Origin of the sequence: Kitasatospora sp. MMS16-BH015 (assembly GCF_002943525.1) — a bacterium.
Classification (GTDB): domain Bacteria; phylum Actinomycetota; class Actinomycetes; order Streptomycetales; family Streptomycetaceae; genus Kitasatospora.
On the sequence record NZ_CP025394.1, the window covers coordinates 3178759 to 3197624 of the forward strand.

The 18866-nt window shown below is 72.5% G+C and carries 11 protein-coding genes and 1 other RNA gene; 2 read left to right on the forward strand and 10 right to left on the reverse strand.

What is annotated here, in order from left to right; all coding sequences use genetic code 11:
• Nucleotides 1–58: 58 nt before the first annotated feature.
• The 6 genes from CFP65_RS13650 to ftsE form a co-directional block, all read right to left on the reverse strand.
• Nucleotides 59–1390: a NarK/NasA family nitrate transporter gene (locus CFP65_RS13650; RefSeq protein WP_174805529.1), complete on the reverse strand. Its 1332-nt coding sequence runs from the start codon at nucleotides 1388–1390 to the stop codon at nucleotides 59–61.
• A gap of 191 nt (nucleotides 1391–1581) precedes the next feature.
• Nucleotides 1582–1953: a transfer-messenger RNA gene (gene ssrA / locus CFP65_RS13655) on the reverse strand.
• Between the two features lie 125 nt (nucleotides 1954–2078).
• On the reverse strand, nucleotides 2079–2558 hold the full coding sequence (gene smpB / locus CFP65_RS13660; protein WP_104816350.1) for an SsrA-binding protein SmpB: 480 nt from the start codon (nucleotides 2556–2558) through the stop codon (nucleotides 2079–2081).
• A 70-nt stretch (nucleotides 2559–2628) separates the two neighbouring features.
• Entirely contained in the window at nucleotides 2629–3738 is a 1110-nt protein-coding gene (locus CFP65_RS13665; protein ID WP_104816351.1) for a S41 family peptidase, read from the reverse strand.
• A 100-nt stretch (nucleotides 3739–3838) separates the two neighbouring features.
• Nucleotides 3839–4750, reverse strand: a complete 912-nt coding sequence (gene ftsX, locus CFP65_RS13670; RefSeq protein WP_104816352.1) for a permease-like cell division protein FtsX — start codon at nucleotides 4748–4750, stop codon at nucleotides 3839–3841.
• 50 nt (nucleotides 4751–4800) lie between these two features.
• Nucleotides 4801–5490: a cell division ATP-binding protein FtsE gene (gene ftsE / locus CFP65_RS13675; protein ID WP_104816353.1), complete on the reverse strand. Its 690-nt coding sequence runs from the start codon at nucleotides 5488–5490 to the stop codon at nucleotides 4801–4803.
• 272 nt (nucleotides 5491–5762) lie between these two features.
• Between ftsE and CFP65_RS13680 the strand changes: the two genes are divergently transcribed.
• Nucleotides 5763–5957, forward strand: coding sequence for a hypothetical protein (locus CFP65_RS13680; RefSeq protein WP_104816354.1), 195 nt, complete (start codon nucleotides 5763–5765; stop codon nucleotides 5955–5957).
• A gap of 218 nt (nucleotides 5958–6175) precedes the next feature.
• Here CFP65_RS13680 and prfB read toward each other — a convergent pair whose 3' ends face one another.
• The 3 genes from prfB to CFP65_RS13695 all read right to left on the reverse strand — a co-directional run bounded on the left by prfB (nucleotide 6176) and on the right by CFP65_RS13695 (nucleotide 10736).
• Nucleotides 6176–7288 carry a peptide chain release factor 2 gene (gene prfB, locus CFP65_RS13685; protein WP_104816355.1) on the reverse strand — a complete coding sequence of 371 codons (1113 nt, stop codon included), beginning with the start codon at nucleotides 7286–7288 and terminating at the stop codon, nucleotides 6176–6178.
• Nucleotides 7289–7318: 30 nt separating this feature from the next.
• Entirely contained in the window at nucleotides 7319–8623 is a 1305-nt protein-coding gene (locus CFP65_RS13690) for a serine/threonine-protein kinase (protein WP_104816356.1), read from the reverse strand.
• A 199-nt stretch (nucleotides 8624–8822) separates the two neighbouring features.
• Complete coding sequence (locus tag CFP65_RS13695; protein ID WP_104816357.1) at nucleotides 8823–10736, reverse strand: serine/threonine-protein kinase; 1914 nt, start codon at nucleotides 10734–10736, stop codon at nucleotides 8823–8825.
• Between the two features lie 315 nt (nucleotides 10737–11051).
• On the opposite strand from CFP65_RS13695, the gene CFP65_RS13700 reads away from it, so the two are divergent.
• Nucleotides 11052–13766: an FHA domain-containing protein gene (locus CFP65_RS13700; RefSeq protein ID WP_104816358.1), complete on the forward strand. Its 2715-nt coding sequence runs from the start codon at nucleotides 11052–11054 to the stop codon at nucleotides 13764–13766.
• A gap of 158 nt (nucleotides 13767–13924) precedes the next feature.
• Here CFP65_RS13700 and CFP65_RS13705 read toward each other — a convergent pair whose 3' ends face one another.
• A complete protein-coding gene (locus tag CFP65_RS13705; RefSeq protein ID WP_104816359.1) occupies nucleotides 13925–18865 on the reverse strand; it encodes an NAD-glutamate dehydrogenase in 4941 nt (1646 codons plus the stop codon).
• Nucleotide 18866 lies beyond the last annotated feature (1 nt).

An 18866-nucleotide genomic window follows, 5' to 3' on the forward strand; every position in this document is an offset into this window, starting at 1 on the left:
ACTCAGGCTCCGGCGGGCACCTGCCGGCCCTCAGGCTCCGGCGGGCACCTGCCGGCCCTCAGGCTCCGGCGGGCACCTGCGCCGGGGCCGCCGTCCGGGCCGGCCGCCGCAGGTAGACCGCCCGGGTCAGTGCGGCGCAGCCGGCGTAGCCGACCAGGAAGGCGGCGAAGGCCGGGGCCCCGCTGTGCACCCGCAGGAAGGACTCCCGGAAAGCCAGGTTGATCAGCAGCCCGCCCGCCGCGCCGACGGCGCCGATCACCCCGATCGCCGCCCCGCCGGTGCGCCGGGCCCAGTCGGCCGCCGCCGCGGGGCTCTCCCCGGCGGCGATCCGGTCCTGCGCCTTGGCGTCGAACACCCCGGGGATCATCTTGTACGTGGAGCCGTTGCCCAGCCCGGCGAAGACGAACAGCGCGGCGAACCCGACCAGGAAGACCGGCAGCGAGCGCAGCACCGAGGCGTAGGTGACCAGCAGCCCGGCCAGTGCCATCGCGCCGAAGTTCCAGAAGGTGATCCGGGCCCCGCCGAACCGGTCCGCCAGCCGGCCCCCGACCGGGCGGATCAGCGAGCCGAGCAGCGGGCCGAGGAAGGTGAGCTGGGCGGCCTGCAGCGGGGTGCGGCCGAACTGGCTCTGCAGCACCAGGCCGAAGGCGAAGGAGAAGCCGATGAAGGAGCCGAAGCTGCCCACGTAGAGCACCGCGAGCAGCCAGGTGTGCCGCTCCCGGCAGGTGGCCCGCAGCGCGCCGGTGTCGCCCCGGGTGACGGCCAGGTCGTCCATGAACAGCGCCGCGCAGAGCGCCGCGAGCACGATCAGCGGCAGGTAGACGGCGAGCACCAGCCGCGGGTGCCCGGCCCCGGCCCAGCCGATCACGCCCAGCGCCACCAGCTGGATCACCGGCACCCCGAGGTTGCCGCCGCCGGCGTTCAGCCCGAGCGCCCAGCCCTTGTGCCGGGCCGGGAAGAAGGCGTTGATGTTGGTCATCGAGGAGGCGAAGTTGCCGCCGCCCACCCCGGTCAGCGCAGCCACCAGCAGGAGGGTGCCGTACGAGGTGCCGGGGTGCATCACGGCGGCCGCCGCCAGCACGGGCAGGAGCAGCAGCAGCGCCGAGACCACCGTCCACCGCCGCCCGCCGAACCGGGCCACCGCGAAGGTGTACGGGATCCGGACGAAGGCCCCCACCAGGGTGGGCAGCGCGACCAGGAAGAACTTGCCGGCCGGGTCGATCCCGTACTCCTTGCCCATGAAGAGCACGAGCACCGACCAGAGGCTCCAGATCGAGAAGCCGACGTGCTCGGAGAGGATCGAGAACCAGAGATTGCGGTGCGCCGTCCTCCGCCCCTCCCGCGCCCAGAATTCCGCGTCCTCCGGGTGCCACTCCTGAATGCGGGCCATCGCCACTCCCCTGCCTCGGCTGCTCGGTGCGGCCGACGCTAGGCAGCGGGGGTTTCGGCCACCGCCGCGCCCGGTGACGCGGGCGGAACCGTCCGCTCACCCCGCCGGGCGGGGGCCTGTGAGCCGGGGAAAGCCCGAGAGCCGCCGACCCCTGAAGGTCGGCGGCTCTCGGGTACTGCATGAACATGGGGTGGTGGAGATGCCGGGAATCGAACCCGGGTCCAGTGGAGTGGATTCAGGACTTCTCCGAGCGCAGTCCGCTGTGCTTTTCTCGGCCCTGGCAGTCACGCGGACAAGCCGCCAACGGGCCCAGCTACTGTTTGATTTCCCATCCTCCCCCGTAACCGGGGAGGGCGGTTGAGTTCCCTAGATTATGCCAGGCTCCGGGTCGGGAACTCCCCGGTCTGACACCTTGGCTACTCGCTGATCAGGCAGCGAGCGCGAAGGACTCGCGCTTAGTATTGGCGATTATTTTTTTGCGACAAAGGGTTAACGAGGTCAGTGTCGCCTTTCTCGGCTCGCTTCTCCTGTTTCGACGTCCCCTGTCGAAACCGATCATCCCCATGTTTTTTTGAGAAACATCATCCGCACTGGCTTTCAACCCGGTGCGGTGTTGCTGGGACCATGGTACGCGCTGCGACCGCCGAGGGTCCAGCCCATTAACCCGTGGCTGTCAACGCCGCTGCCGTCAACGCTGCTGCCGGCGGCGGGCGGCCGCGACGGCGCGGGCCGTCTCGCGGGTGTCCTGCTTCTCGCGCAGGGTCTGCCGCTTGTCGTACAACTTCTTGCCGACCGCGAGGGCGAGCTCCAGCTTGACCCGGCCGTCCTTGAAGTACATGGACAGCGGGACGAGCGTGTGGCCGGTCTCCTTCGTCTTCGCCTCCAGCTTCCGGATCTCCATCTTGTGCAGCAGCAGCTTGCGCTTGCGCCGCGCGGAGTGGTTGGTCCACGTCCCCTGGGTGTACTCGGGGATGAAGACGTTGTCGATCCAGACCTCACCGCCCTGGGTGTAGGCGTACCCGTCGACCAGGTTGGCCCGGCCTTCGCGCAGCGACTTCACCTCGGTGCCGGTGAGCACCATCCCGCACTCGTAGGTATCGAGGATGGTGTACTCGTGTCGCGCCTTCTTGTTCTGCGCGATCAGCTTCTGTCCCGTTTCCTTTGCCATAGCGTCGGCCATTCTCGCATCCCGGTACGGCGGCCGTCAGCCCCATTTGTCCGGTCGCCGGCCGCGCCGGTCAGCCGCGCCGCCCGAGGCCGGCCAGCACCCGCAGCGCGAGCGTCTCGGCGCGCTCCCCGGTGGGCACGGGCACGTCCGGGGTGAAGCCGGTGCCGTCCGGGCTGCGGCCGGCCGGGGTCTGGTAGCGGCCCACGGTGAGCTCGAGCACCGAGCCGTCGGCCAGCCGGCTGGGCTGCTGCACGGTGCCCTTGCCGAAGGTGCGCGAGCCGATCAGCACGGCCCGGCAGCGGTCCTGGAGGGCGCCGGCCAGCAGCTCGGCCGCGCTCATCGTGCCGCCGTCCACCAGCACCACCAGCGGGGTCGCGGTGTCGCCGCCGGGGGCCGCGGTGAGCCCGCGGCGCTCGCCGCCGGCCTGGTAGGAGCCGATCTCGCCGCCGTCCAGGAAGACCCCGGCCGTCTCGGCGGCCTCCTCGACCAGCCCGCCGGAGCTGCCGCGCAGGTCGAGCACCACCGCGCGGGCACCCCGGGCCGCCGCCCGGACCCGCTCGGCCACCCCGTCGGTGAAGGCCGCCACCCCGATCCGCACCACCCCGGGGGCGAGCTCGCCGACCGTCACCTCCTGGGTCTCCAGCACGGCCCGGCGCAGCACCACCTCGCGGACCGGGCCGTCGGCCCGCTGCACCGCGAGCGAGACGGTCGAGCCGGGCCGGCGCTGGGCGCCCTCGCCGCGCAGCCGGGCCACCACCTCGGTCACCGGAAGCCGGTCGGCCCGCACCCCGTCCAGGCGCACCAGCCGGTCGCCGACCTCCACCCCGGCCGCCGCGGCCGGGCCGGCGGGCCGCACCTGGGAGACGGCCGTGGAGCCGTCCCCGGACCGCCCGATCGAGAGCCCCACGCCCAGATAGCGCCCGAGCAGGAAGTCGGCGTACTCCTGCGGGCTGTAGTACGCGGCCCAGCGGTCGCCGCTGGCGCCGAGCAGCCGCTCGGCCTCGGCCCGCGAGAGCCGCGCCCCCGCCAGACCCGGCCCGGCCGCACCGGGCGCCGCGTCCTGCGCGGGCGTCCGCGCCGCCACCTCGGGCTCCCCCCAGGCCCCGGCCAGCGCCCCACCCAGCAGCACTACCCCGAACACCAGCGTGAGCGTGGCCCCCTGCCGCACCTGCCGTGACATGACTGACGAGTCTAGGCGCCCGCCCGCCGACGACGACAGGGGCGCGTGTCCCGCTCCGTCGAGCGGGACACGCGCCCCTGTCAGGTCGCGCGGAGGCCACTCAGACCTTGAGGTACTTCCGCAGGGTGAAGAAGGCCGCGATACCGGCCATGGCCATGCCGATCACGACCAGCAGCGGGATCACCTGGAGCACCGAGGAGAGCCCGATGAACTGGATGAACTGGACGCGCTGGGCGAGGAAGTTCTGCACGAAGTAGTGACCGGCCAGCAGCAGCCCCGAGGCCAGCACCGCGCCGAGCAGCGCCGCGAAGGCAGCCTCCGCGATGAACGGCATCTGGACGTAGAAGTTGGAGGCACCGACCAGGCGCATGATCCCGGTCTCCCGCCGTCGGCTGAACGCGGACACCCGGACGGTGTTCACGATCAGCAGCAAGGCGACGAAGAGCATCAGCACCATGATCACGAAGGCGGCGGTCTGCAGGCCGTTCAGCAGGCCGAACAGATTCTCCAGGATCTTCCGCTGGTCCTCGACCGACTTCACGCCCGCCTTGCCGGCGAAGGCGCTCTGGATCACGTCGTACCGGGTCGGGTCGTTGAGCTTCACCCGCCAGGACTGCGGCATGGCCTCCGGGCCCACCGCCTGGATCAGCGGGTTGTCCGGGTTGGTGTCCTTCCAGCGCTTGAACGCGTCCTGCGAGCTCTCGAAGGTGGAGCTCTGCACCAGCTGGGTCATCGAGTCCAGCTGGGTCTTGACGTCCTTGATCTGCTGGTCGGTGGCCGCGCCGGAGGCGCACTGCGGCGAGGCCTTCTGGTCCGCCTTGGTGCAGAAGTAGATGCTCACCTCGACCTTGTCGTACCAGTAACCCTTCATCGAGTTGACCTGGTCGCGCACCAGGAGGCTGGCACCGGCGAGGGCGAGCGAGAGCGCGACACTGACCACGACAGCGATGGTCATGGTCAGGTTGCGGCGGAGACCGACACCGATCTCCGACAGAACGAACTGGGCGCGCATGCTTTTCTCACTCCAGGGTTTGCGGGTGGGGCGACGAGGCGGGCGGAGGTCTAGTGCTGGTAGCCGTAGACACCGCGGGCCTGGTCGCGGACCAGCAGCCCCTTGTCGAGCTCGATGACTCGCTTGCGCATCTGGTCGACGATGGCCTGGTCGTGCGTGGCCATCAGGACGGTCGTCCCGGTGCGGTTGATCCGGTCGAGCAGCTTCATGATGCCGACCGAGTTCTGCGGGTCGAGGTTACCCGTGGGCTCGTCGGCGATCAGGAGCATCGGACGGTTGACGAAGGCCCGGGCGATCGCCACGCGCTGCTGCTCACCACCGGAGAGCTCGCCGGGCATCCGCTCCTCCTTGCCGCCCAGGCCGACCAGGTCGAGCACCTCGGGCACGACCTTGTTGATCGCGCTCTTGGGCTTCCCGATCACCTCCAGGGCGAAGGCCACGTTCTGCGCGACGGTCTTGTTCGGGAGCAGGCGGAAGTCCTGGAACACCGTCCCCAACTGGCGCCGCATGTGCGGCACCTTCCAGTTGGAGAGCTTGCCCAGGTCCTTGCCCAGCACGTGCACCTCGCCGGTGCTCGGCCGCTCCTCCCGCAGGCAGAGCCGCAGGAAGGTGGACTTGCCCGAACCGGAGGAGCCGACCAGGAAGACGAACTCGCCCTTCTCGATCTCCAGCGAGACGTTGTCCAGGGCCGGACGGTTCTGCTTGGGATAGGTCTTGGAGACGTTGTCGAATCTGATCACGGCTGCATCACGGGGGCCATCCTAGGCCGAACGCCTCCTGGTGCCGGGGGTCGTCTTCCGCAGAAGCCTGGTTTTGGTCGGTTTTTGTCCTGGTTTGACCCGATAGATGCGAGCCAATTCACAGAATCCGTCCCCGGTTTCCCAGCCCCGACCACCACCGACTGCCCCAGCCCGGGCGCCGGACCGCCGCAGACCTGGCACAGTGGTAACAGCAGAGGCAGGAACCGAAAGCCCGCCCGGCGCGTTGGCTGTAGCAGCGAGGAGGAGATCGCATGACCTGCGACCATCTGGTGTGCGCCAACTGCAACGGCCGCGTGAGCGAGGGCCGCTGCCCGGTCTGCCGCGCCAACCGTGCCCGGCTGCAGGAGCAGCAGGGTCCGTTCGCCGCGCTCAGCCCCACCACCCTGCTGGCCCTACTGGTCGCGCTGCTGGCCATGGCCTTCATCGCCCGCCAGGTCCTGGCCTGAGCATCCGCCGACGCGAAAGTGCCCCGAGGAGGTCTCCTCGGGGCACTTTTACGCTCGGGCAAGTCTTACGTCCGGGTAAATCTTACGCTCGTGCAAGTTCTACGCCCGGGCAACACTTACGTCCGAGCAAGTTTTACGCTCGGGCAAATCTTGCACTCGGGCCAAGCTTACGTTCGGGCGAACTTTACGTCCGCCCGAACTTTGCGCTCGCAGAAAACCTACTCTCCGCTGGTCTCGCGCTGCTTGCGCCAGCGGATGCCCGCCTCGATGAAGCCGTCGATGTCGCCGTCCAGCACGCCCTGCGGGTTGCCGACCTCGAACTCGGTGCGCAGGTCCTTGACCATCTGGTACGGGTGCAGCACGTAGGACCGCATCTGGTTGCCCCAGGAGCTGCCGCTGTCCTTGAGCGCGTCCATCGCGGCCCGCTCCTCCTTGCGGCGCAGCTCCAGCAGCTTCGCCTGGAGCACGTTCATCGCGGAGGCCTTGTTCTGGATCTGCGAGCGCTCGTTCTGGCAGGAGACCACCACACCGGTCGGGATGTGCGTGATGCGCACCGCCGAGTCGGTCGTGTTGACGCCCTGGCCGCCGGGGCCGGAGGCGCGGTAGACGTCGATGCGCAGCTCGGACTCGTCGATCTCGACGTGGTCCGACTGCTCGACGACCGGCAGCACCTCGACGCCCGCGAAGGAGGTCTGACGACGGCCCTGGTTGTCGAAGGGCGAGATGCGCACCAGGCGGTGGGTGCCCTGCTCGACCGAGAGGGTGCCGTAGGCGTAGGGCGACTTCACGGAGAAGGTCGCGGACTTGATGCCGGCCTCCTCCGCGTACGAGGTGTCGAGCACCTCGGTCGGGTACCCGTGCCGCTCGGCCCAGCGCAGGTACATCCGCATGAGCTGCTCGGCGAAGTCGGCGGCGTCCACGCCACCGGCCTCGGCGCGGATGTTGACCAGGGCCTCACGCGCGTCGTACTCGCCGGAGAGGAGCGTGCGCACCTCCAGCTCCTCGACGGCCTTCTTGACGGAGTCCAGCTCCGTCATGGCCTCGGCCAGGGTGTCCGCGTCGTCCTCGGCCTCGGCCAGCTCGAAGAGCACGCCCAAGTCGTCGACCCGGCCGCGCAGCGCGGTGACCTTGCGGAGTTCGCCCTGCAGGAAGGAGAGCCGACTGGTGACCTTCTGCGCATTGGCGAGGTCGTCCCACAGGTTCGGGGCGGCTGCTTCCTCCTCCAGAATCGCGATGTCGGCCCGGATCTTGTCCAGGTCGAGGACGGCCTCGATCGACCCCATGGTCGTTTCGAGGGACTTGAGCTCTTCGGAAGGATCGACGGCTGCCACGCCACCAGCCTAATGGACAGGGAAGGGAGGTCAGATACGCAGGCAGCCAGTTGCAGCACCCAGGGGCGCGGGGAACTGCGCCAAACCGGAAGAAACGGCGCCGCACCCGGCAGCAGCAGCCCGCCTCGCCCCCCGGTGATCCGCCGCGAACGCCGCATACGCCGCAGCCGCCCCGGCGACGAGCAACACCACGGCAAGAAGCACCGCCAGCATCCGCCGCCGGCGGACCAGCGCCTTGCGCCCCTTCCGGTGCCCCACCGGCGCCGCCGCGCGCTGCGCCTGCGACTCCGCCGCGTAGGAGGCCAGCTCCTGCGGCGAGGGCCGCCGCAGGCTGGTGTGGGTGTCCCGGGTCGAGTCCGGGGAGGGCACCGGCACCAGCGGGACGGCCGGGCCGCGTCGGCGGCGGTGGACGCCCGTGCCGGTCTCGGCCTCGGCGTAGACGGCCTCGCCGGGGCTGAGCACCTCCTCGGCCGGCGCCTTGCCCTGGGCCGGTACGGCCAGCGGCGGCAGGCCGGCCAGGGCCGGCAGCTGCTCGCGCAGCCGGTCGGCCAGCTCGGCCGCCCGCAGCCGGGAGGCCGGGGCCTTGGCCAGGCAGCCGGCGATGATCCGCCAGAGGTCGTCCGGCAGGCCCGGCACCGGCGGCACGCTCTCGGTGACGTGCCGGCGCAGCACGGCGCCGGTGTGCCCGCCGCCGAAGGGGGTGAAGCCGGCCAGCAGTTCGTACAGCACGGTGGCCAGCGCGTAGATGTCCACGGCGGCCCGGGGCTCCAGGCCCTCGATGATCTCGGGGGCGAGGTAGTCGGGGGTGCCGATGATCCGGGTGGCCCGGGTGCGGCGCGGGGCGTCGACCAGCCGGGCGATGCCGAAGTCGGTGAGCTTGGCCCGGGGCGCGCCACCGGGGCCGGGCGGGGAGACCAGGTCGAGCATGACGTTCTCGGGCTTGACGTCCCGGTGCACGATCCCGGCCGCGTGCGCGGCGGCCAGGCCGTCGGCCACGTCGGCGATCACCGAGACGGCGGCCTGCGGGGTGAAGACGCCCTCGCGCTCCAGCCGGGAGCGCAGGTCGGTGCCCTGCACCAGCTCCATCACCAGCGCGAGGTCGTCGCCGTCCACCACCATGTCGCGGACGCCGACCACCCGGGGGTGGTCCAGGCTGGTGAGCGCGGCGCGCTCCTGCACGAAGCGCCCGACGAGCACCTGATCGGAGGCCAGGTCCTCGCGCAGCAACTTGACGGCCACCGGCCCGTCCGGCCCCTCACCGAGCCAGACGGTGCCGGCGGAGCCTCGGCCGATCACCTGGTGGACGGTGTACCGGCTGCCGATCTTGCGTGCCAATGCTGCTGCTCCGTAGGCGGCGGGAGCGCACGGCCCGACGGGTGCGCTCGGTAGGTCGGTCAGTCACCGACCAACCTACGCGCCCCGGAGGGCTCCAGGACCCGCCAGAGGCCCTCCGGGGCCGGGAAAAATCGTGAACTGTCGACAAAGCGACAAGATCACCATCCACCCGGCCGGCCGAGCGCTCCCCGACGGCCCGTCAGCCGCCGGCCTTGTGCACCCAGTTCATCGCCGTGTGGAACCAGCTCTGCACCTGGGCCCAGTAATCCGGCAGCGGCGTGAAGTTCCACAGTGCCACCACGGCCACCGCCAGGATCAGCAGCACCATCAGGCAGCCCTTGAGACAGCCCAGGCCAGGGATGTACATCCGGTTCCGGCTGCGCGGCCGGGGCTCGCGCTCCCGCGCGCGCGGCGCGGGCTCCGGCTCGCGGTAGGCCGGCTCGCGCCGCTGCGGCGGGGCCGGCTCCCGGTGCTGCGGCACCGGCGGCTCGGCCCGGCGCTGCGGGGCGGGGGCCGCCACATAGGGCTGCGGCGGCGGCGCCTGCTGGTACCCGGGCTGCGGGGGCTGCGGCGCCTGGCGGCCGTACGGCGCGCCCTGCCCCGGCCCGCCCTGAGCGTTCTGACCGTACGCCGGGCCCCGCCCCTGACCGCCCTGGCCGGGGCCGCCCTGGCCGTAGCCGCCGCCGTTGCCCTGGCCGTACCCCTGCCCCTGCCCGTACGCCTGGGCCGAGCGGCCCGGCGGGTTGCCCTGGCCGTACTGGCGGCCACCCTCGTACGGGCCGGGCTGCCGGTAGGGCTGCGGCGGCTGGTACTGCGGAGCGGGACCGCCCTGGTAGGGGCGCGGGGCGACCTGGGGCTCGCCGAAGTCCTGCGGGTCGAAGTAGCCGACCTCGGTCTGCTGGTTGCGGTCGCGGGCCGCGCTCAACTGGGCCTGCCACGGGTGCGGCGACTCGGAGGCCGAGGCGCCCGAGGCACCCGGGCCGGCCGGGGGCGGCGGCGGGACGGCGGTGGGCGGCATCACCTGGGTGCGGTCGGCGGCCGGCGGCCCGCTCATCACCTGGGTACGGTCGGCCGCGCCGACCGCCTCGGCGGGCAGCGCCTGGGTGGCGGCCGAGGGGTCGTAGCCGGCCGCGCCGGAGGGCAGCACCTGGGTCGCGGCGGCCCAGCCCTGCGCCTCGGCCGGGGCCTCGGCGGCGAGCAGGGGGTCCGGCAGCAGAAGGGCGCCGACGGCCAGCGCGGCGTCCACGGCCGCCGGGGAGGCGTGCACCCCGACCCCGGCCGCGACCACCCGCAGCGCGTTCGCCAGCGAGACGGCGCTGGGCCGCTGCGCCGGGTCCTTGCGCAGGCAGCGCTCGATCACCGTCCAGAGCGGCTCGGGCATGGTGCGCGGCCGCTCAGGGTCCTGCGCGAGGTGGGCGTGCAGCACCGCGATCGGGCTGTCGCCCTGGAACGGCGGACGGCCGGTGACCAGCTCGTACAGCATGATGCCGGCGCCGTAGACGTCCACGGCGGAGGTCTGCGGGCGGCCGTCGGCCGACTCCGGCGCGACGTACGCCGGGGTGCCGACGAACTCGTGGGTGCGGGTGATCCCCGGGGAGTCGGCCAGCCGGGCGATGCCGAAGTCGGTGAGCATCGGGTGCATCTGCTCGGTGCCGTCCACCGCGAGGGTGGCCAGCATGACGTTGGCCGGCTTGAGGTCGCGGTGCACGATGCCGTCCGCGTGGCTGGCGGCCAGCGCGTCGGCCACCTGCGCCATCAGCAGGGAGGCGGCGATCGGCGAGAACGGCCCGTTCGAGCGCAGGTAGCGGAACAGGTCCGGCCCGTCCACCAGGTCCATCACCAGGGCCAGCAGCTCGCCCTCCACCACCAGGTCGCGGACCCGGACGATGTTGGGGTGGTTGAGCCGCAGCAGCACCGAGCGCTCACGCAGGAAGCGCATCACCACGTCCGGGTCGGCCGCCAGCTCCTCGCGCAGTATCTTGATCGCGACCGGGCGGCCCGGCTCGATCCCGGGCACGGCGATGTCCTCGCGCACGCTCGCGCGCCAGACGGTGCCGGTGGCACCGCGCCCGAGGCTCTCCTCGAGCAGATACTTGCTGCCGACTGGCCGCACCTGTGCACTCCTGTTGTCGCCGGGCTGCCGGGCCCGTGTTTCCGGCAACTCTAACCGCGTACGGCGGCGAATCCGAGGTGCGGCGAGGGGCACCCGAGGGCCCTGACGGGGGGCCACCTGGGCAGACCTTGACCTGACTGGGCGTCGGCTCCACCATGTCGATCATCGCAAGATCGTCAAATCCGGTACCGTGCGCGGACGGTCGGTGCCGGCTGGCAAGATGGCAGCACCACACCTGCAGGCTCAAGGGCCTGTCCGGCGGATCTTGCCGGACAGGCCCTAGCCGAGCGGTACGAAGAAGGGACCACGGGCGAGATGCAGATCCGGCTGACCGTCCTCCGCCCGCGCACCGGCCCGGCCGGGGCCGGGCCCGCCACCGACGTGCTGGTCACCGCCCCGGTGGGCACACCGCTGGGCACCGTCGCGGGGGCGCTCGCCGGCGCCGTGGGCGTACGCGGACCGCGCTCCGCCACCCACGTGCACCTCTACGCCGGGGCCCGGCGCCTCGACGACCAGGCCCTGCTCGGCCACCCCCCGCTGCTCGACGGCGCCGTGCTCTCGCTCAACGAGCCCGACCCGGACGCCGAGGAGGCCGACCGGCCCGCCGAGGCCGAGCTCCGCGTGGTCGGCGGCCCCGACGCCGGCGGCGTGCACCGCCTGCACGGCGACCAGATCCGGGTCGGCCGCTCCAGCGAGGCCGACGTACCGCTGGACGACCCCGACGTCTCCCGGCTCCACCTCGCCCTGCAGCTCGGCCCCGACGGCCAGGTCACCGTCCGCGACCTCGGCTCCACCAACGGCACCACCCTGGACGGCCGCTTCCTGCGGGCCGAGCCCGCCGAGCTGCCCGAGGGCGCCCTGCTCCGGGTCGGCGAGTCCACCCTCCAGCTGGCCCGCCCCGAGCCCGCCGAGCCCCGCCCGGCCGCCCCCGACGGCCAGGGCCACCTCCGGCTGGCCGCCGCCCCGCCGGCCTCCCGCCCCTCCGCCGCGCCCGCCCCGGCCCCCGCGCCGGCCACCGAGCCCGAGAGGCCCGCCACCGCCGGCCGGGCCCGCTCCCTGCTCTCGCTGCGCCGCCCCCGCACCCCCGAGCCCACCGCCACCGGCACCGCCGACACTGCCCAGGCCGCCGCCCGGCGGCAGGCGGCCGTCCGCCGCGAGCGCTGGCCCGACCCGGCCACCCTGCTGCTCGCCGCGCTGACCCCCGGCCCCCGGCTCTGGGAGCGCCACCCCGCCCACCCCGACTCGCTCACCCTGCGCCTGGGCACCGCCGCCCTCCCCGGCGGCCCCGGCACCACCCCCGGCACCCTGCTGCCCGACGTGCCCGCCACCGTCGACCTGCGCGCCGTCGGCAGCCTCGGCCTGGCCGGCCCGCGCGAGCGGCTGGCCGGCCTGGCCCGGGCCGCCCTCGCCCAGCTCGCCGCCCTGCACCCGCCAAGCGCGCTCAGCCTGGTCGTGGTGAGCGCCGCCGACCACCCGGTGGCCGACTGGTCCTGGGCGCTCTGGCTCCCCCACCTGCTGCCCACCCACGGCCAGGACTGCCGCCGCCTGGTCGCCCTCGACCCGGCCCAGGCCGAGGCCCGGCTCGCCGAGCTCGCCTCCCTGGAGCCCGCCGCCCGGCCGCCCGCCACCGTCCTGCTGATGGACGGCGACCCCGGCACCCCCGAGGGCCGTCGCCTGCTCGACCTGCTGCTCCGGCGCGGCCCCGCCCTCGGCGTCTTCCCGCTCTGCCTGGCCGAGCACCCCGAGGAGCTGCCCGCCACGGTGGCCACCGCCGTGATCACCGGCGAGGTCGCCACCCGGCTCAGCCTGGCCACCCCCGAGGGCCGCACCGAGGACATCGCCCTCGACGCCGTCTCCCCCGCCTGGGCCGAGCGCCTGGCCCGGGCGCTCGCCCCACTCCGCGAGGCGGCCCCCACCAGCCGGGGCCCGCTGCCCGAGGCGCTGCGCCTGCTCGACCTGCTCCACCTGGACAGCGTCACCCCCGGCAAGCTCTCCGCCCGCTGGGCCGCCCTCCCGGTCACCCCCGGCACCGCCACCGCCCTGCTCGGCACCACCCGCGACGAGCTCTGCACCGTCGACCTGGCCGACCCGGATCTGCTCACCGCCCCCGACGGCGGCCCGCACCTGCTGGTCGGCGGCGCCAAGGGCTCCGGCAAGACCGAGCTGCTGCGCACCCTGACCGCCTCGCTCGCCGTCTCCGAACGGCCCGAGCGGCTCGCCGTCCGGCTGATCGAGGGCCGCGGCCCGGCCGAGTCCGGCGGTCTCCAGGGCTGCGCCGACCTCCCGCACGTCACCGAGCACCTGGACGCGGCGGCCGACCCGCGCCGAGCGATAGTCCTGGCCGAGGCCCTGCTGGACGAGCTGACCCACCGCGAGGCCCTCTTCGGCGAGCTCGACTTCACGGCCTGGCAGTCCGCGAACGCCGTGCGGGTCAGTCCTGCCCCCTCCCTCGTGACGGCGGGCAGCGGCACCCCCGCCTCCCCCACCGTCACCGCCCCGCGCAAGGCCCCCGAGGCCCGGGGCGACGCCCCCGCCCGCCAGGTCATCGTGGTCGACGACTACGACGCCCTGCTCGCCCCCACCTCCCCGGCCGGCCGTCCGCTGGCCCGCGCCCTGGCCGCCGTGGCCCGCCGCGGCGGCCGCCTCGGCCTCCACCTGGTCGCCACCACCGGCTCACCCGAGGAGACCGCCGGCAGCGAGGTCGACGAGCTGGCCCTGCTCCGGATCGCCCTGCGCAGCGCGGACCCGGCCGACTCCGACCTCCTGATCCACCTCTCGGACGCCGCCGCCCTCCCCGCCGACACCCCCGGCCGCGGCTACCTCCGCCGTCCCGACGGCGGCGTGACCGCCTTCCAGACCGCCCGGATCAGCGGCCGCATCCCCCGCACCGCCACCCTGCGCCCCACCGTGGTCGCCATAGACCCCACCCAACTGGGCACCCCGCCGACCCACCGCCCGGTGAGGGAACTCGGCAACGGCCCGACCGATCTGGCGCTCTTGGCGAGCGCACTGGACCGGGCAAGCCGATAAGGGGCGCGGGGAACTGCGCGCCCAGCCCGGTAGCTCGCCGCAGATCGCAGAGATGCCCACCTGCACCATCAACGGACGGTGCAAGTGGGCATCTGCGTAAAACACCTTCAGAGTGCAGGGCTGGCCGCGCCGTTCCCCGCGCCCCTGGTTAGTGCAACTTAGCGGGCAGCGCGGAGCAGGGTGCGAATGACCCTCATCGCCACCGACAGGCTGGACAGCTCGTAGTTGTCCGAACCCCTTATGTCGTCGAGCGTGGTCTTCGCCCGACCCAGCAGGGTCGAGTTGAGCTCGGCCCAGGCCTCGTAGCGCTCCTCCGGGGAGGAGCCTTCCGTGCCGCAGCCGAGGATGTCGGCGGTCAGGGCGGCGTGGGCCGCGAAGAGGTCCTCGCGGATGGCGGCGCGGGCCATCGAGGACCAGCGGTCGGTCCGCGGGAGGTCGATGATCCGGTCGAGCAGGTGGGTGATCTGGAGGCGGTCGGCGAGGTCGTAGTAGAGCTCGGCGACCTCGGTGACCTCGGCACCCGTGCGGTCCGCGACATTGACGATGTCGAGGGTCGGGAAGGTGGAGGAGAGGCCCGCGATCCGCGTCGCCAGGGCGTCCGGCACGCCGGCCTCGGCGAGCTCCTGGTAGACCGACTCGAACCAGGTGAGGTCCTCGCCGCGGAGCGGCTTCGGCAGGCTGCCCCAGACGGTGTTGACGCGGTCGCGGAAGAACTCGATGGTGCCGGCGATGTCGAGCGGCTGACGCCGGTTGTTGAGCATCCAGCGGGTGGCCCGCTCGACCAGTCGGCGCGAGTGCAGCCGCATCTTGGTCTGCGCCTTGGCGGAGACCACGTTGTCCAGGCCCTCGACCTCGTCCCAGATCTGCTCCAGGCCGAAGACGGCGCGCGCGGCCGCGTGGGTGCGGGCGACCTCCTCGTAGGTCGCGCCGGTCTCCTCGCGGAGGCGGAAGGCGAAGGTGCAGCCACCGCGGTTGATCGTGTCGTTGACGATCAGGGTGGTGATGATCTCGCGGCGCAGCGGGTGCTTGTCGATGGCCTCGGCGAAGCGGGCCCGCAGGGCGGACGGGAAGTACTCGTGCAGGGTGGTGCGGAAGTACGGGTCGTCCGGCAGGTCGGTGGCGAGCAGCTCGTCGGCCAGCGTGATCTTGGTGTAGGCGAGCAGCACGGAGAGCTCGGGCTGGGAGAGCCCGCGCCCGGCCTGCTGGCGCTCGCGGATCTGCTTGTCGGCGGGCAGGAACTCGATGCCGCGGTCGAGCTGGCCGGCGGCCTCCATCCGGTTGATCATGCGGGCGTGCACGTCCACCATGCTGGCGGCCTGGGCGACGGCGTTGGCCAGCACCACGTTCTGCGCGTAGTTGTTGCGCAGCACGAGGTGGCCGACCTCGTCGGTCATCTCGGCGAGCAGGGTGTTGCGCTGCTTGACCGTCATGTCGCCGTCGGCGACCACCTGGTTGAGCAGGATCTTGATGTTGACCTCGTGGTCCGAGGTGTCCACACCGGCGGAGTTGTCGATCGCGTCGGTGTTGATCCAGCCGCCGGCACCCTCGGGGCCGCCGGCCGCCGCGTACTCGATCCGGCCGAGCTGGGTGCAGCCGAGGTTGCCGCCCTCGCCGATGACGCGGGCCCGGACGGCGGAGCCGTTGACCCGGATCGGGTCGTTGGCCTTGTCGCCGACCTCGGCGTTGGTCTCGGCCGAGGACTTGACGTAGGTGCCGATGCCGCCGTTCCAGAACAGGTCCACGGGGGCCTGCAGGATGGCCTTCATCAGCTCGGCCGGGGTGAGGCGGGTCTCCTCGATGCCGAGGACGGCGCGCACCTGCGAGGTGAGCTGGATCGACTTGGCCGAGCGGGGGAAGACGCCGCCGCCGCTGGAGATCAGCGACTTGTCGTAGTCGTCCCAGGAGCTGCGCGGCAGGTCGAAGAGGCGGCGGCGCTCGGCGTAGGAGGCGGCCGCGTCCGGGTTCGGGTCGAGGAAGATGTGGCGGTGGTCGAAGGCGGCGAGCAGGCGGATGTGCTCGCTGAGCAGCATGCCGTTGCCGAACACGTCACCGGACATGTCGCCGATGCCGACCACGGTGAAGTCCTCGGACTGGGTGTCGACGCCCAGCTCGCGGAAGTTGCGCTTGACCGACTCCCAGGCGCCGCGGGCGGTGATGCCCATGCCCTTGTGGTCGTAGCCGGCCGAGCCGCCCGAGGCGAAGGCGTCGCCCAGCCAGAAGCCGTAGGACTCGGCCACGCCGTTGGCGATGTCGGAGAAGGTCGCGGTGCCCTTGTCGGCGGCGACGACCAGGTAGGTGTCGTCCTCGTCGTGGCGGACCACGTCGACGGGGTGCACGACCTCGCCGGCGACCAGGTTGTCGGTGATGTCGAGCAGCGCCGAGATGAAGGTCTTGTACGAGGCGATGCCCTCGGCCAGCCAGGCGTCGCGGTCCACCGACGGGTCCGGCAGCTGCTTGGCGACGAAGCCGCCCTTGGCGCCGACCGGGACGATGACGGTGTTCTTGACCATCTGGGCCTTGACCAGGCCGAGGATCTCGGTGCGGAAGTCCTCGCGGCGGTCGGACCAGCGCAGGCCGCCGCGGGCGACCTTGCCGAAGCGCAGGTGCACGCCCTCGACCTGGGGAGAGTAGACCCAGATCTCGAAGGCCGGGCGGGGGGCGGGGAGGTCCGGGATGGCCTGCGGGTCGAACTTCATCGACACGTAGGAGTGCCAGTCGCCGCTCTCGGCGTGCTGGAAGAAGTTGGTCCGCAGGGTGGCCTTGATCAGGTGCAGGAAGGAGCGCAGGATGCGGTCCTCGTCCAGCGAGACGACCTCGTCCAGGGCGCCGGCCAGCTCCTCCAGGATGCCCTCCGTCAGCTCGGCCGAGCCCAGCTGGTGGCCGGGGCTCAGGCGGGCCTCGAAGAGGTTGACCAGCAGGCGGGTGGCGTGGACGTTGTTGCGGAGGGCGTCCTCCATGTAGTCCTGGGAGAACGTGGAGCCGGCCTGGCGCAGGTACTTGGCCAGCGCGCGCAGCACCACGGCCTGGCGCCAGGTCAGCCCGGCGGACAGGACCAGCTCGTTGAAGCCGTCGTTCTCGGCCCGGCCGGTCCAGGTAGCCGCGAAGGTGTCCTGGAAGCGCTCGCGGGCCTCGTCGGTGAGGCCGGTGGCCTCGCGCAGCTTGAGGCCGAAGTCGTAGACCCAGGCGGTGGTGGCGTCGGAGCGGGTGAGCGCGTACGGGTGCTCGTCGAGCACCTCCACGCCCAGGCGCTGGAGGACGGGCAGCACCTCGGTGAGCGAGATCGGGCCGCCGACCCGGTAGATCTTGAAGCGGCGCTCGTCGTCGCCGGCGCCGACCGGCTGGTAGAGGTTCAGGCGGAAGTCGCCCTCGCCGCTCAGCGACTCGATCTGCTTGACGTCGGCCACGGCGGCCCGGGCCGGGAAGTCGGCGCGGTAGCCGTCGGGGAAGGCGGTGGCGTACTTGCGGCCGAGCTCGGCGGCCAGCTCCTCGCCCAGCTCCACGTGCAGCTGGTCGTGGAAGTTGTCCATCCAGAACCGGGCGGCCTCGGCCAGCTTGGCCTCGATCTGCTCGATCTCGGCCTCGGTCAGCTGCTGGAGCTCGCTGCCCTTGGCGACCCGCACCACGAAGTGCAGACGGGTCAGCACCGACTCGGTGGAGTAGATCGTGTAGTCGACGGTGTCGCCGTTGAGCTCGTCCTTGAGGATCTTGGTGAGGCTCTCGCGGACCCGGGTGTTGTACCGGTCGCGCGGCAGGTAGACCAGGGCCGAGAAGTAGCGGCCGTACTCGTCCTGACGCAGGAACAGGCGCAGCTTGCGGCGCTCCTGGAGGTACAGCACGCTGGTGGCGATCGAGCGCAGCTCGTCGGCCGGGGTCTGGAAGATCTCGTCCCGGGGGAAGGTCTCCAGGATCTGCAGCAGGTCGCGCCCGTCGTGGCTCTCGCTGGAGAAGCCGGAGCCGTCGAGCACCTCCTGCACCTTGCGGCGGACCACCGGGATGCGGGAGACGGACTCGGTGTACGCGGCGGAGGAGAAGAGGCCGAGGAAGCGGCGCTCGCCGATCACGTTGCCGGCCGCGTCGAACTTCTTGACGCCGACGTAGTCGAGGTAGGCCGGGCGGTGCACGGTGGCGCGGCTGTTGGCCTTGGTCAGGACGAGCAGCTTCTTCTCGTGCGCCTTGGCCCGGACGGGGGCGCTCAGGCGGCCGAAGGCCTCGCTGACCGGGTGGTGGTCGGTGTCGTGGCTGAGCGGGTCGGAGCGCAGCACGCCGAGGCCGGTGCCGGGAACGGCCCGCAGCACCTCCTCGCCCTCGTGCTCGGCGAGGTCGTACTCGCGGTAGCCGAGGAAGGTGAAGTGGTCGTCGGCCAGCCAGCGCATCAGCTCCCAGGCCTCGCCGACCTCCTGCTCGGCCAGGTGGGCCGGGGGCTGCTCGGCGAGCTCGTCGGCCAGGCGCAGGGCCGAGTCACGCATCTTGGACCAGTCCTCGACCACCTCGCGGACGTCGCCGAGCACCCGGCGCAGGCCGGTCTCGATGGCGCGCAGGTCCTCGCGGTCGGTCTCCCGGTCGATCTCGATGTGCATCCAGGACTCGACCACGGCGTCGGCGGGCCACTCCACACCGGCGGCCTGCTGGCGCGAGCAGGCGTCGATGTCGAGGATCTCGAGCAGCTTGCCGGTGATGTCACGGCGCACGGCCAGCTGGGGATGGATCACCACGTGGATGCCGCGGTCCTGGCGGGTCAGCTCGTTGGTGACCGAGTCGACCAGGAAGGGCATGTCGTCGGTGACGACCTCGACCACCGTGTGGCCGCAGGACCAGCCGTTCTCCTCGACGCTCGGGGTGGAGACCCGCACCTCGGCGGTGCCCTGCGGGCGCTTGAGGCCCAGCCGGTAGTGCGAGGCGGCCGCGCCGTAGACGTCCACCGGGTCGCGGTCGACCAGGTCCTCGGGGGCGGTGTGGAGGTAGTAGTGGTGCAGGTACGCGGCCAGGGCGCCGTTGCTCAGCCCCTCCCCGGGCGCCGCACCCCCCACCTGGCTGTTCTCAGCGGCAGCCGCTGCCTTCGTGAGCAGGTCTGCCTTGGCTGCGTCCAGCTTGGTCTGCATG